Source organism: Gordonia alkanivorans NBRC 16433 (assembly GCF_000225505.1).
Lineage (GTDB): Bacteria > Actinomycetota > Actinomycetes > Mycobacteriales > Mycobacteriaceae > Gordonia > Gordonia alkanivorans.
On sequence record NZ_BACI01000109.1, the window covers coordinates 1 to 15,358 of the forward strand.

At 67.3% G+C, this 15,358-nt stretch carries 9 protein-coding genes; all 9 read left to right on the top strand.

What is annotated here, in order from left to right:
* A partial coding sequence (gene trpB / locus GOALK_RS19610) for a tryptophan synthase subunit beta (RefSeq protein WP_006360575.1) occupies window positions 1-1,049 on the top strand: 1,049 nt, incomplete at its 5' end.
* The gene (gene trpA, locus GOALK_RS19615) at window positions 1,046-1,855 is read left to right on the top strand and encodes a tryptophan synthase subunit alpha (RefSeq protein WP_006360576.1); all 810 of its coding nucleotides are present in this window, start codon (window positions 1,046-1,048) and stop codon (window positions 1,853-1,855) included. The genes trpB and trpA, both read left to right, overlap by 4 nt.
* Before the next feature lie 124 nt (window positions 1,856-1,979).
* Window positions 1,980-3,626: a prolipoprotein diacylglyceryl transferase gene (gene lgt / locus GOALK_RS19620; RefSeq protein WP_006360577.1), complete on the top strand. Its 1,647-nt coding sequence runs from the start codon at window positions 1,980-1,982 to the stop codon at window positions 3,624-3,626.
* A 337-nt stretch (window positions 3,627-3,963) separates the two neighbouring features.
* A complete protein-coding gene (gltB, locus tag GOALK_RS19625; RefSeq protein WP_006360578.1) occupies window positions 3,964-8,535 on the top strand; it encodes a glutamate synthase large subunit in 4,572 nt (1,523 codons plus the stop codon).
* Window positions 8,528-10,033, top strand: coding sequence for a glutamate synthase subunit beta (locus GOALK_RS19630; RefSeq protein ID WP_006360579.1), 1,506 nt, complete (start codon window positions 8,528-8,530; stop codon window positions 10,031-10,033). Before gltB ends, GOALK_RS19630 begins: the two co-directional genes overlap by 8 nt.
* Before the next feature lie 184 nt (window positions 10,034-10,217).
* Window positions 10,218-11,642, top strand: coding sequence for a pyruvate kinase (gene pyk / locus GOALK_RS19635; protein ID WP_006360580.1), 1,425 nt, complete (start codon window positions 10,218-10,220; stop codon window positions 11,640-11,642).
* A 145-nt stretch (window positions 11,643-11,787) separates the two neighbouring features.
* Entirely contained in the window at window positions 11,788-12,666 is an 879-nt protein-coding gene (locus tag GOALK_RS19640; protein WP_035755324.1) for an acyl-CoA thioesterase, read from the top strand.
* A gap of 10 nt (window positions 12,667-12,676) precedes the next feature.
* Window positions 12,677-13,141, top strand: coding sequence for a hypothetical protein (locus GOALK_RS19645; RefSeq protein WP_006360582.1), 465 nt, complete (start codon window positions 12,677-12,679; stop codon window positions 13,139-13,141).
* A 201-nt stretch (window positions 13,142-13,342) separates the two neighbouring features.
* A complete protein-coding gene (locus GOALK_RS19650) occupies window positions 13,343-15,325 on the top strand; it encodes an ABC transporter ATP-binding protein/permease (protein ID WP_035755328.1) in 1,983 nt (660 codons plus the stop codon).
* Window positions 15,326-15,358: the final 33 nt, after the last annotated feature.

Consider the following 15,358-nt stretch of genomic DNA (forward strand, 5'->3'; position numbering starts at 1 on the left):
CCGAGTACGCCGGGGGGGCGCGCATCTTCCTCAAGCGCGAGGATCTCAACCACACCGGCTCGCACAAGATCAACAACGTTCTCGGACAGGCGCTTCTGGCCCAGCGGATGGGCAAGAACCGCATCATCGCCGAGACCGGCGCCGGCCAGCACGGCGTGGCCACCGCCACCGCATGTGCGCTCCTGGGCCTCGAGTGCGTGATCTACATGGGTCGCGTCGACACCGACCGACAGGCGCTCAACGTCGCCCGGATGCGTCTGCTCGGCGCCGAGGTCATCGCCGTCGACAACGGTTCGGCCACGCTGAAGGATGCCATCAACGAGGCCATGCGTGACTGGGTCACCAACGCGCACAACACCTATTACTGCTTCGGCACCGCCGCCGGCCCGCACCCGTTCCCGGTGATGGTCCGTGATCTCCAGCGCGTCGTCGGTCTGGAGGCACGTGCCCAGATCCTCGACAAGGCCGGACGCCTTCCCGACGCCGTGACCGCCTGTGTGGGCGGTGGGTCCAACGCCATCGGTATCTTTCATCCGTTCATCGACGACTCCGACGTTCGTCTCGTCGGTTTCGAGGCGGCCGGTGACGGCGTCGAGACCGGCCGTCACGCAGCGACTTTCACCGGCGGGACGCCGGGTGCATTCCAGGGTGCGTACTCGTACCTGCTGCAGGACGAAGACGGGCAGACGACCGAATCCCACTCGATCTCCGCAGGTCTCGACTATCCGGGCGTGGGCCCCGAGCACGCCTACCTCAAGGACACCGGCCGGGCCGAATACCGACCGATCACCGACACCGAGGCGATGAACGCGCTCGCGCTGCTGAGCCGCCGCGAGGGGATCATTCCCGCCATCGAGTCCGCGCACGCGGTCGCCGGCGCACTCGAGCTCGGCAAGGAACTCGGCGAGGGCGCGATCATCGTCGTGAGCCTCTCCGGTCGCGGCGACAAGGACGTCGACACCGCCGCGCGCTGGTTCGGCCTCTTCGACCCGCCGCCGTCGCAGGACGAGGCAAAGGCCACCAGCGGACAGCCGGGAGAGCGGGCATGAGCGCAAACACGATCTCTTCGAAGACCGGACCCGTCTTCGCGAAGTGCCGGGAGGAGAACCGCAGCGCACTCATCGGATATCTCCCCGTGGGGTATCCGACGCTGGAGGGTTCACTGACCTCGTTCCGGACAATGGTCGACGCCGGTTGCGACATCATCGAGGTGGGCGTGCCCTACTCCGACCCGGTGATGGACGGTCCGACGATCCAGGAGGCCGCCGATCTCGCCCTCACCAACGGGGTGCGGGTGCGCGACGTGTTCACCGCGGTCGAGGCGATCAGCTCGGCCGGTGGCACCGCGGTCGTCATGAGCTACTGGAACCCGGTGCTGCAGTACGGCGTCGAGAACTTCGCGCGAGACCTCGCCGACGCGGGCGGCGCCGGGCTCATCACGCCGAACCTGATTCCCGAAGAGGGCGCCCAGTGGCACGCCGCCTCCGATCAGTATGGCCTCGACCGCATCTACCTCGTCGCGCCGTCGTCGACCAACGAGCGCATCGCGCTGACCGTCGACGCGTCCCGTGGATTCGTCTATGCGGCATCCACCATGGGCGTCACCGGAGCACGCGACGCGGTGTCGGACATGGCTCCCGAGCTGTGTGCACGCGTCCGCGAGTACTCCGACATCCCCATCGGCGTCGGACTCGGTGTCCGCAACCGTGAGCAGGCCGCCCAGATCGCGTCCTACTCCGACGGCGTCATCGTCGGCTCGGCGCTGGTGACTGCCGCCAAGGCCGGCCAGGACCGCCTGGCCTCCCTCGTCGGCGAACTCGCCGAGGGCGTGCGTTCGCGTCACGCGGCTGTCTGACCCGCTGGTCGAGTAGGGCCGAGAGGCTGCCCGAGGTCTGTATCCGGGCCACGCGGCAACCGCACCGCACGGGCACACGTGTCCGGTCGGTTAGGGTTGCATCGTGAACGCGCCGACCACGACGATGCTCGCCTACATCCCCAGTCCGCCTCAGGGTGTGTGGGATCTCGGACCGTTCCCGCTGCGCGCGTACGCCCTGTGCATCATCGCGGGGATCATCGTCGCGGTCTGGTGGGGCAATCGCCGGTGGGTCGCACGTGGGGGACAGGAAGGCGAGGTCCTCGACGTCGCGATCTGGGCCGTTCCGTTCGGTCTCCTCGGCGGGCGTCTCTATCACCTGATCACCGACTGGAAGACCTATTTCGGTGCCGACGCCCCCAAGGAGCCGCTCGACGCCCTGCGGATCTGGGACGGTGGTCTCGGAATCTGGGGCGCGGTCGCGCTCGGTGCGGTCGGTGCCTGGATCGGCGCCCGACGCCGCGGCATCCGACTGCCCGCTTTCGGCGATGCGATCGCCCCGCCGATCCTGTTGGCCCAGGCCATCGGTCGGCTCGGCAACTACTTCAACCAGGAGCTGTACGGCCGTGAGACAACACTGCCGTGGGGTCTGGAGATCTACGAGCGCGTCAACAAGGCCGGTTACGCCGACGCGGGCCTGATAGACGGCAAGTCCAACGGCGTCGTGGTCGCCGTCGTCCAGCCGACGTTCCTCTACGAACTGCTGTGGAACGTCCTGATCGTGGTCCTCCTGGTGGTCATCGACCGCAAGTTCCGCATCGGTCACGGTCGCCTGTTCGCGCTGTACATCGCCGGCTACTGCCTCGGCCGGTTCTTCATCGAGATGCTGCGCGACGACCGTGCCGCCGTCGCCAACGACATCGCCGGTATCCGCCCGAACCTCTTCACCGCGGCCCTCGTGTTCGTGTGCGCGATCGTCTACTTCGTCGTCGCACCCAAGGGTCGCGAACAGGGGCTGGAGATGTACCACCCCGAACGTGCCGCCGAACTCGAGGAACAGGGCGTCGCCGGATACGTGGACGACTGGTACGACGAGGACTTCGACGAACTCGACGCCGCCGAAGGACAGGAACCGCCGGCCGAGGTGGACACACTGGACGCACTCGACGCCGAGGCCGACAAGGTGGAGACCACCCGTGTCGCCGCCGAACCTGCCGCAGCGGCGAAGGTCTCGGATGATGAACCCGCTGCCGAGCCGGTGGTCGACGAAACCGCGGCGGGGGAGACCGAGACCGAGGAACCCGTCACCGAGGAAGCCGAAGCAGCCACTGGCGCAGTTGAGACTGAGGCAGTGGATTCTGACGCGGGGGAGTCTGGCGCACCTGAGTCCGCAGACGCTGGGGTCGCGGAACCCGAGGTCGCTGAACCCGAGGTCGCGGAACCCGAGGCGGAGGATGACGCAACCACCGACGTAGAGGCAACAGACACCGAGGCCGTAGACGCAGCGACGGCCAATGCAGCCGAAGACGATGAGGCCGACAGCGTCGTCGAGAACGAGGACCCGGCAAGCCAGGTCGTCGAATCCGAGGACGCGGCAACCGGCGTCGCGGAATCTGAGGCACAAGCGACCGGCGTCGTCGAATCCGACCCGGAATCCTCTGCCGTCGAAACCGATGCCCCTGCAGCTGGCGACGCTGAGTCTTCGGCAGCCGACTCTGCCGACGTGCAGGCCACCGACGCCGGACAGGCCGATGCCTCGAGCAGCCTCCGCCGCCGGGTCGCCTCTCGATTCGGTCGCCGCCGCCGGCCCTGACCCTCGGCCGCCCCTGCCAGGAGGTAAACGCGAAAACCGCCTGCTGAAAACCACCCTCCAGAAGGCAACCGCTGACGATATGTAGCCGGCACGTCCACACCGGGTCGAGTCCAGGGGCGGTTCTCGGTCGCGAGGATCACAGCCTTCGAGCACACGCGTGCTCGGTGGTGTTCGGATACGATCGAACTTCATGACGCGCGATCTCCGACCGCCCGGTTCGACTCAGCCCGGTACCGATCTCGGCACGGTCACTCGCTCGCCGCGCAATACTCCTCGGGCCAGTGCTGTCCCAGTGGACACTCAGCAGCGATCCGTTCCGGATCGAGTGGAGGTAGTGATGCTGTTTTCCGCGCTCCCGGCCAAGCAGGGCCTGTACGACCCGGAGGCCGAGGTCGACTCGTGCGGCGTCGCGATGGTCACCGACATCCACGGTCGCCGATCGCATTCGATCGTCGCCGACGGGCTCCTGGCGCTGGAAAATCTCGAGCACCGCGGGGCTGCCGGAGCCGAGACCAACAGCGGTGACGGCGCAGGCATCCTGATCCAGCTGCCGGACGAATTGTTGCGTGCCACCGTCGATTTCGAACTTCCGGAGCCGGCCGCCGACGGCTCGCACACCTATGCCGCGGGTACCTGCTTCCTGCCGATGGACGAGGAACTGCGCCGGCAGGCCATCGCGCGGGTGGAGGCGCTCGCCGCCGACGAGGGCATCACGATCCTCGGCTGGCGTGACGTCCCGGTCGACCACGAGCACGCCGACATCGGTGGCACCGCCGTGGCCTGCATGCCGTACATGATGCAGCTGTTCGTCACCGTCGACCCCGAGCCGGGTGCCGAGCGCATCGGCGGCGTCGCCGTCGACCGCTTCATCTATCCGTTCCGCAAGCAGGCCGAGCGCGTCACCCCGGAGATCGAGGAGGCGGGCACCGGCCTGTACTTCCCGTCGCTGTCGAGCCGCACCATGGTCTACAAGGGCATGCTCACCACGATGCAGCTGCCGCTCTACTACGCGGACCTGCGCGACGACCGGTGCCAGAGCGCCATCGCGATCGTCCATTCGCGGTTCTCGACCAACACCTTCCCGTCGTGGCCGCTCGCGCATCCGTTCCGGTTCGTCGCCCACAACGGCGAGATCAACACGGTTCGCGGCAATCGGAACCGCATGCGCGCCCGGGAGGCGCTGCTCGACACCGACCTCATACCCGGCGACCTCAAGCGTGCCTTCCCCATCTGCACCCCCGAGGCCTCGGACTCGGCGTCGCTCGACGAGGTGCTCGAACTCCTGCATCTCGGCGGCCGGAGCGTGCCCCACGCGGTCATGATGATGGTTCCCGAGGCGTGGGAGAACGTCCCCGACATGGACCCGAAGCGGCGCGCGTTCCTGCAGTTCAACGCGTCGCTGATGGAGGCCTGGGACGGTCCGGCGTGCGTCACCTTCACCGACGGCACCGTCGTCGGCGCGGTCCTCGACCGCAACGGCCTGCGTCCCGGACGCTGGTGGCAGACCCGCGACGGCCGGATCATCCTCGCCTCGGAGGCGGGCGTTCTCGACGTCCCGGTCGACGACATCATCAGCAAGGGGCGCCTCGAGCCGGGCCGCATGTTCCTCGTCGACACCACCGCGGGCCGGATCATCCCGGACGAGGAGATCAAGGGCGAACTGATGCACGCCGAGGCGTACGACGAGTGGTTGCACGCCGGGCTCCTCGACATCGCCACGCTGCCCGAACGCCCGGTCTTCCAGCCGAACCACGACACCGTCGTACGCCGGCAGCAGTCCTTCGGATACTCCGAGGAAGACCTGCGGGTGCTGCTCACCCCGATGGCCGCCTCGGGATACGAACCACTGGGTTCGATGGGCACCGACACCCCGATCGCGGTGCTGTCGCGGCGTTCCCGCCTGCTCTACGACTACTTCGTGGAACTGTTCGCGCAGGTCACCAACCCGCCGTTGGACGCCATCCGCGAGGAGATCGTCACCTCGATGGGCCGTGTGATGGGTCCGGAGCAGAACCTGCTCGACCCCACCGCCGCGTCGTGCCGCCAGATCATGCTGCACTGGCCGGTCCTCGACAACGCCGACCTCGCCAAGCTCGTCCACATCAACGACGACGGTGATCACCCGGGCCTGTCGGCCAAGGTGCTGCGTGCGCTGTACGAGGTGGACGACGGTGGAGAAGGTCTCCGGGTCGCCCTCGAGGACCTGCGCCGGCGGGCGAGCCAGGCGATCGCCGAGGGCCACACCACCCTCGTCATCTCCGACCGTCTCACCGACAAAGACCATGCACCGATCCCGTCGCTGCTGGCCATCTCGGCCGTCCACCATCACCTGGTGCGCACCAAGGAGCGCACCCGGGTCGCGCTCGTCGTCGAATCCGGCGACGCCCGCGAGGTCCACCACATCGCGACGCTCATCGGTTTCGGTGCGGCCGCGGTCAACCCGTATCTGGCACTGGAGACGATCGAGGACCTCATCGCCGAGGGCGAGTTGACCGGTGTCACCCCGTCGAAGGCCATCCGCAACTACCTCGAGGCGCTCGGCAAGGGCGTGCTGAAGGTGATGAGCAAGATGGGCATTTCGACCATCAGCTCCTACACCGCCGCACAGGCTTTCGAGGCCGTGGGGTTGTCGTCGGAGGTGGTGCGCGAGTACTTCACCCGCACGGTGTCGCGGATCGAGGGCGTCGGTCTCGACGAACTGGCCGAGGAAGTCCGCATCAGGCATCACCGCGCGTTTCCCGAGAACCCGACCGAGCAGGTCTACCGTCGTCTCGAGGTCGGTGGCGAGTACCAGTACCGCCGGGAAGGCGAGCTGCACCTGTTCACCCCGGAGACGATCTTCCTGCTGCAGCACGCCACCAAGAGCGGGCGGTCGGAGATCTTCCAGAAGTACTCCGACGAGGTCGACCGGCTGTCCCGCAAGGGCGGCACGCTCCGCGGCCTCTTCGAGTTCGATCTCGATGCGCGCGAACCGATCCCGATCGCGGAGGTGGAACCGGTCGAGGAGATCATGAAGCGCTTCAACACCGGCGCCATGAGCTACGGCTCGATCTCCGCGGAAGCCCACGAGACCATCGCGATGGCGATGAACAAGATCGGCGGCCGGTCGAACTCGGGGGAGGGCGGCGAGGACGTCGACCGTCTCTACGACCCGGAACGACGCAGCGCGGTCAAGCAGGTCGCGTCCGGCCGTTTCGGTGTCACCAGCGACTACCTGATCAACGCCACCGATATCCAGATCAAGATGGCGCAGGGTGCGAAACCCGGTGAGGGTGGCCAGCTTCCGGCGTACAAGGTGTACCCGTGGATAGCCAAGACCCGGCATTCGACGCCCGGCGTCGCGCTGATCTCACCGCCGCCGCACCACGACATCTACTCGATCGAGGACCTCGCCCAGCTGATCCACGATCTGAAGAACGCCAACTCCCAGGCCCGTATCCACGTCAAGCTGGTCAGCGCGGTCGGCGTGGGCACGGTCGCGACCGGCGTCTCCAAGGCACATGCCGACGTCGTGCTCATCTCCGGCCACGACGGCGGTACCGGCGCCTCGCCGCTCACCTCGCTCAAGCATGCGGGCACTCCCTGGGAGATCGGCCTGGCCGACGCCCAGCAGACGCTCATGCTCAACGGTCTGCGCGACCGCATCACCGTGCAGTGCGACGGTGCGCTGCGCACCGGACGCGACGTCATCATGGCCGCCCTCCTCGGCGCCGAGGAATACGGCTTCTCCACCGCGCCGCTCATCGTGGCCGGATGCATCATGATGCGTGTGTGTCACCTCGACACCTGCCCGGTCGGCGTGGCGACCCAGAACCCGCAGCTCCGTTCCCGTTTCACCGGCCAGGTGGACCACCTGGTCAACTTCTTCCGGTTCATCGCCGAGGACGTGCGGAAGTACCTGGCGCAGCTGGGTTACCGCACCCTCGATGAGGCGATCGGTCAGTCTCAGCGACTGCACACCGATTCCGCTGTCGCACACTGGAAGTCGAAGGGTCTTGATCTGTCGCCGATCTTCCGCAAGGTCGAGGGCAAGGGGCCGAGCCGGCGGGTGCGGGAGCAGTACCACGCACTCGACCGCGCGCTCGACCAGACGCTCATCCAGCTCGCCGAAGGGGCGCTGGAGGACGCCCACCCGGTGACGCTCGAACTGCCGGTGCGCAACGTGAACCGGACCGTCGGCACGTTGCTCGGCGCCGAGGTCACCCGTCGCTTCGGCGCCGAGGGCCTGGCCGAGGACACGATCGTGGTGAAACTGGAGGGTTCGGCCGGGCAGTCGCTCGGCGCGTTCCTGCCGCCGGGCGTGACGATCCGGCTCAGCGGCGACACCAACGACTACGTCGGCAAGGGGCTGTGCGGCGGCAAGATCGTCGTCGCCCCGCATCCCGACTCGTGGTTCGTCGCCGAGGACCAGGTCATCGCAGGCAACACCATCCTCTACGGCGCGACGTCGGGCGAGGTGTACCTGCGCGGGCGCGTGGGTGAGCGCTTCTCGGTGCGGAACTCGGGTGCGACCGCGGTCGTCGAAGGAGTGGGCGACCATGCCTGCGAGTACATGACCGGCGGGCGCGTGGTGATTCTCGGACCGACCGGACGCAACCTCGCGGCAGGTATGTCGGGTGGCATCGCCTTCGTGCACGACCTCGACCGCGACAAGGTCAACATGGCGATGGTCAAACTGATGCGCCCCGACCCCGACGACCTGGCCTGGCTCAAGGACGCCATCACCAAGCACGCCGAACTCACCGGTTCGGCGATCGGTGCGTCGATCCTCGCGGACTGGCCCCGACGCTGCCTGGCGTTCACGAAGGTCATGCCGACCGATTACAAGCGTGTCCTGGACGCGGCCCGGATGGCCGAGGCCGAGGGACGCGACGTCGATTCAGCGATCATGGAGGCGGCACGTGGCTGATCCGCGCGGGTTCCTGGAGGTCCCGAAGAAAGAAGCGAAGTACCGTCCGGTCGCCGAGCGCGTCCAGGACTGGGACGACGTCTACGTGCACGCCGACGACCCGACGAAGGTTCTGGCGGAGGTCAGCACCCAGGCGCGCCGGTGTATGGACTGCGGTATCCCGTTCTGCCACTCCGGAACCGCGGGCTGCCCGCTGGGCAATCTGATCCCGGAGTGGAACGACCTGGTCCGCCGCGGCCGGTGGGATGCGGCGAGCAGCCGGTTGCACGCCACCAACAACTTCCCCGAGTTCACCGGGATGGTGTGCCCGGCGCCGTGCGAGGCCGCCTGCGTCCTGTCGATCTCCGAGCGCGAGACCGGTGGCAGCGTCACCATCAAACGCATCGAGAAGACCATCGCCTACGAGTCGTGGGCCGAAGGCGTCATCGGGCCCGAGCCGCCGGAGTCCAAGACCGGCAAGTCGGTGGGCGTGGTCGGTTCCGGTCCTGCGGGACTCGCTGCGGCGCAACAGCTCACGCGTGCGGGCCACGACGTCACCGTCTACGAGCGGGACGACCGCCTCGGCGGGCTGCTGCGTTACGGCATCCCGGAGTACAAGCTCCAGAAGTCCGACATCGATCGTCGCATCGCCCAGATGCGCGCCGAGGGAACCGAATTCGTCACCAGTTGTGACGTCGGCACCGACCTGACGGTGGAGGACCTGCGTGCCCGGCACGACGCCGTCGTCCTGGCCATCGGCGCGATGGAGGCCCGCGACAACCCGGTGCCCGGCCGCGAACTCAACGGCGTCCACCTGGCGATGGAGCACCTCGTACCCGCCAACCGGGAATGCGAGGGCGACGGCCCCTCGCCGATCACCGCGGCCGGCAAGCACGTCGTGATCATCGGCGGCGGCGACACCGGTGCGGACTGCCTGGGCACCGCCCACCGGCAGGGTGCGGCGTCGGTGGTCCAGCTCGACTACAACCCCGAACTGCCCGACGAACGCGACGACAGCCGATCACCGTGGCCCACCTGGCCACTGGTCATGCGGACCTCCAGTGCGCACGCCGAGGGCGGGGAGCGCAAGTACCAGGTGGCCGTGCAGCGTTTCCTCGGCGACGTGGAGGGCAATGTCACCACCATGGTGCTCGCCGAGGTCGAGGTGCAGCGTGACGCCGACGGCCGACGTGAGATCAGGCCGGTTGGTGACGAGTTCGAGATCCCTTGCGAACTAGCGCTTTTCGCGATCGGATTCGCCGGTGTGGAACGGGGTGAACTGCTGTCGGGTCTGGAGATCGAACCCAACAAGCGTGGGGCCATCTCATGTGGAAGTGATTGGCAGACCGACGCTCCCGGCATTTTCGTGTGTGGTGACGCCCACCGTGGCGCGTCGCTGGTGGTATGGGCGATCGCCGAGGGGCGGTCGACGGCACGGGCCGTCGACGAGTTCCTCGTCGGCGAATCCGACCTTCCGTCACCGGTTCGTCCGGCAGCGCTGCCGCTGTCGGTGCGCTGACGGGTCCGCGGTCGCCGAACGCCGCTCCGGCGACGATGACGGAGAACACGCGCGGGCTGTCCGTGTGAGGCGAAATCCGTACCGGAAAGTAGTGGGCTGTCACCAGCGACAACACCACATGACCCCTGGGTGACGACTTCGGCGGCGCGTGGAGATGCACCACCGACGGGACTAAGGTGAGGTTGTGACTCGGCGAACCAAGATTGTCTGCACCATGGGTCCGGCCACTTCCAGCGACGAGAAGCTCAAGGAACTCGTCGCCAGCGGTATGGATGTGGCCCGGATGAACTTCAGCCACGGCAAGCATGAGGACCATGCTGCCGTCTACGCGCGCGTCCGCAAGGCCTCCGATGCTGCGGAGAAGGCCGTCGGCATCCTCGCCGACCTGCAGGGACCCAAGATCCGGCTCGGCCGTTTCGACGGCTGTGACGGCGCCACCGTCTGGGAGACGGGGGAGGAGGTCCGGATCACCGTCGACGATGTCGAGGGCACCCACGACCGCGTCTCGACCACCTACAAGAACCTGTCCGAGGACGCGCACCCCGGCGACCGGCTCCTGGTCGACGACGGCAAGGTCGGACTTACCGTCGCCTCGATCGACGGCAACGACGTGGTCTGCACCGTCACCGAGGGCGGTCCGGTCAGCAACAACAAGGGCCTGTCGATGCCGGGTATGAGCGTCTCGGTGCCCGCATTGTCCGAGAAGGACATCGCCGACCTCGAATTCGCACTCGACCTGGGCGTCGACCTGGTCGCGTTGTCGTTCGTGCGCAGCCCGTCCGACATCGAACTCGTCCACGAGGTCATGGACCGCGTGGGTCGCCGGGTTCCGGTCATCGCGAAGCTGGAGAAGCCGGAGGCCATCGAGAACCTCGAGGCCATCGTCCTGGCGTTCGACGCGATCATGGTCGCCCGCGGCGACCTGGGTGTCGAGCTGCCGCTCGAGGAGGTACCGCTGGTGCAGAAGCGGGCCATCCAGATGGCCCGCGAGAACGCCAAGCCGGTGATCGTCGCGACCCAGATGCTCGACTCGATGATCGAGAACTCGCGCCCCACCCGCGCCGAGGCCTCCGACGTCGCGAATGCGGTCCTCGACGGCGCGGACGCGGTCATGCTGTCCGGCGAGACGTCGGTGGGCAAGTTCCCGCTCGAGACCGTCCGCACGATGGACCGCATCTGCCGGGCCGTCGAGACCGGCCCGCGCGACGTGCCACCGCTCTCGCATGTGCCCCGCACCAAGCGCGGCGTCATCTCGTACGCGGCGCGCGACATCGGTGAGCGCCTCGAGGTCAAGGCGCTCGTGGCGTTCACCCAGTCCGGCGACACCGTCCGACGCCTCGCCCGGCTGCACTCGCGCCTGCCGCTGCTGGCCTTCACGCCGACGCAGGAGGTGCGTAGTCAGCTCGCCCTGAGCTGGGGCACGGAGACCTTCATCGTCGACCACGTCGACACCACCGATCACATGATCGACCAGGTCGACCACCAGCTGCTGCGCATCGGCCGTCTGGCCGAGGGCGACGTGGTGGTCATCGTGGCCGGCGCCCCGCCGGGCACCGTCGGCTCGACGAACATGATCCACGTCCACCGCATCGGCGAGCAGGACCACTGACGCCGGAGGCGTTGAGCAGACCACTGACGCCGGAGGCGTTGAAGGAGACCACTGACGCCGGAGGCGTTGAGCAGACCACTGACGCCGGAGGCGTTGAGCAGACCACCAGGAGTGTGAGCCCCGGTCTGTCACTAGGGTGAAGGCCATGACCGTGGAACAGGCCGGGGATCTCGGCAAGCTGCTGGCACTGCTCGACGTCGAACGTCGCGACGAGGACGTGTTCATCGGGCAGCACCCGGAGCAGGTCACCGCTCGGACCTTCGGTGGACAGCTTCTCGGGCAGGGCGTGGTGGCCGCATCCCGCAGCCTTACCCGTGGCAACCCGCCGATCCACGCTCTGCACGCCCACTTCATCCGTGGTGGCGATGTCACCAAGCCGATGGAGTACCACGTCGACCGATTCCGCGACGGCAAGTCCTTCGCCAATCGCCAGGTCACCGCCAAGCAGGACGGCGAACAGGTCTTCACGATGCTCGTGGCCTTCCAGGACAACACCGCCGGGCTCGAACACGCCGTCGAGATCCCGCAGGTGCCCTACCCGGAGGAGTTGCCGCCTCTCGGTGAGCATTTCAAGGGTTACGAGGACCGCATCGCGACCTTCGTGAACGCCTTGCATCCCGTCGACATCCGCTTCGCCAACGACCCGAGCTGGAAGGCGAAGGAGGCGGGGCGCAAGCTCACCGACAACCGGGTGTGGATGAAGGCCGACGGCGTGATGCCCGACGATCCCGTGATGCACGTCGCCGCAATGTGTTACGCCTCGGACACCACGGTTCTCGACTCGATCATCACCACGCACGGACTGTCGTGGGGCATCGACCGGCTGTTCGCCGCGACCGTCAACCACTCGATGTGGTTCCATCGCGAGTTCCGCTTCGACGACTGGCTGCTGTACGCGACGCGTTCGCCGGTGGCGACCGGTTCGCGCGGAATGGGCTCGGGACGGTTCTGGACGCGCGACGGCACGCTCGCGACCTCGGTCGTCCAGGAGGCACTGATCAAGTATTTTCCGCCGAAGAAGTGACGCACCGGAAATGACCATCGGCCAGGAGATGTGGCTGGATCCGGGCCCTCCGCTGCCGCGCCGCACGTGGCAACGCAGGACCCGGGTGCCGGTCATCGTGGGTACGACGATCGCGATGGTGCTGTTCGCGGCCGTCGCGCTCGGCGCCCTGCTGTTGGGTGTGCTGCGCACCCCGACCTTCACCGCGAAGGGCGGCGTCGTCGCCGACTGCGCGACAGAGCTTGCTGCGGCGCCCGGCGGCGGACAGATCGCCCGGGGGACACCGGTCTTCGTCTACGACGCCGCGGGCGGAGAGGTTGCGACGACCTCGCTGAGCGGGTTTCTCCGCAGCGACACGGGCTGCCAACTGACGTTCGAGGTCGACGGGGTGGAGTACACCGATGCCGGCTATGTCGTCCGCGTCGGCGAGAGCTTGTCACAACCGGTGTCGACCGCTGCCCTCCAGAAGGGTGCGGTCCTCCGGCCGTTCGGCTGAATCCTCCGGGTCTTCGCCGTTCTCCCGCCGCGACATGGGCGGCAGTTGTCCGGACAGGCGGTGAACCCCGGGTTAAACTTCGCCGGATCAATGGTGGGCCCGGACACGTTGTGTCGATTCCTTTTTCGACACCCCGCAGTCAGCCGGGCCGCGATGTCGCCGGGATTCCCGGCTGCGACATCCGAGGCGTAGGGAGTGTGCGTGGAGTACAGCATCGACTGGGGTAACGAGGTCTGGGCCAGCCTGAAGTGGCTGGCCATCGCATTCGGCATCTCCGCGGTCGCGATGCTCGTCATCGGCTTCCTGCTCGCTCGCTTCAGCCGATGGGGCCGGCCGCTGTGGCGCGTGATCGGTGGTTTCTTCACCGAGCCCGGCACCCGTCTCAAGGCCTGGGGACTGGCCGCGCTGCTCACGGTGCTCGCACTGCTCGGTGTGCGGATCACCGTGCTGTTCTCCTACTTCAGCAACGATCTGTTCACAGGTCTCCAGACCGCCGCCGAGGGACTGGGGGCCGGCGGCCCGCAGGGGGCCGAGATGCTGCAGATGGGCAAGGACGCCTTCTGGCACTCGATGGCGGTGTTCGGCATCCTCGCCACAGTCCACGTCGTGCGCACGATGATCGAGATCTACGTCGGGGCAGCCTTCGAGATCAACCTGCGCCGCTGGATGACCGGCGGCGCGGCGGCGGACTGGATGGACGGGCGTGCTTTCTATCGCAATCGTTTCGTCGACCTGAGCTCGGGCCTCATGCGCCGGAAGTGGTTCCGCCGCACGTCGGAGCCGTCGCAGAAGCCGACCGACATCCATCCCGGCGTCGACAACCCCGACCAGCGCATCCAGGCCGACATCACCAACGTCGCCTCGGTCGGGTCGTCGCTGCTCTGGGGTGGCGGTGGCTCGTCGACCAACGGTGTGCTGACCGCGGTCGCCTCGATCGCGTCGTTCTCGAAGATCCTGTGGGACCTCTCGGGCCCGGTGACGCTCCTCGGCGTCGAGATCCCGCGGATGATGATGTGGCTGGTCCTGGTGTACGTGCTCGTGACCAGCGTCGTGGCCTTCGCCATCGGCCGCCCGCTCATCCGACTCAACTTCTGGCAGGAACGTCTCACCGCGAACTTCCGCTACGCCCTCGTCCGAGTCCGCGACGGGGCCGAGAACATCGCGTTCTATCGCGGCGAACGCGTCGAGCACAACGGCCTGATGTCACGCTTCGCGGCGGTCATCAGGAACTACTGGCAGATCATCCACGTCCAGATGGCCTTCGTCGGCTGGAACTTCAGCGTCAGCCAGCTCGCGGTGGTGTTCCCGTACCTGGTTCAGATCCCACGATTCTTCGACGGGCAGATCAAACTCGGCGACATGCAGCAGACCGCATCGGCCTTCGGCGAGATGCACGACGCGTTGTCGTTCTTCCGGACCGCGTACGACGACTTCACCGGCCTGCGCGCCTCGATCATCCGTCTCGACGGGCTCGCCGATGCCGACGTGAAGTCGCGTGCCATGCCCGAGATCACGACCGTGGATCGGGACCGGGCTGTTCGTCTCGCCGATATCAGCGTCAAGACCCCGACCGGCGACGAACTGATCCGCGCGCTCAACATCTCGCTCGACCCCGGTGACGCACTCGTCGTCAAGGGCCGGTCCGGTTCGGGTAAGACCACCTTGCTTCGCGGACTCGCGGGCCTGTGGCCGTTCATCGATGGTGAGTTCTCCCGTCCACCGGACGCGCACACCTTGTTCCTGTCCCAGATGCCCTACATCCCGCTCGGTGACCTCCGTACAGCCGTCGCCTACCCGGCGCTGCCCGACGATGTCGGTGACGAGGCGATCAAACAGGCTCTGGAGCAGGTCTTCCTGCCGCACCTGACCGGCCGCCTGTACGACGAGGAGGACTGGGCCAAGGTCCTGTCGCCGGGTGAGCAGCAGCGCGTGGCGTTCGCCCGAATCCTGTTGACGAAGCCGCAGGCGGTGTTCATGGATGAGGCGACCTCGGCGGTCGACGAGGGCCTCGAGTACGCGCTGTATCAACTGGTACGCACCGAACTCCCGGACACGATCCTGGTGTCGGTCAGCCACCGCAGCACCACCGATCAGCACCACACCGAAGTGCTCGAACTGACCGGTGACGGGGCGTGGACTCTGTCGTCGATCGACTCGAGTCCTTCGCTTGACAAACGGTCTTGACCTGCAGGTTGTCGATCCGGGTCGCGTTTGCGT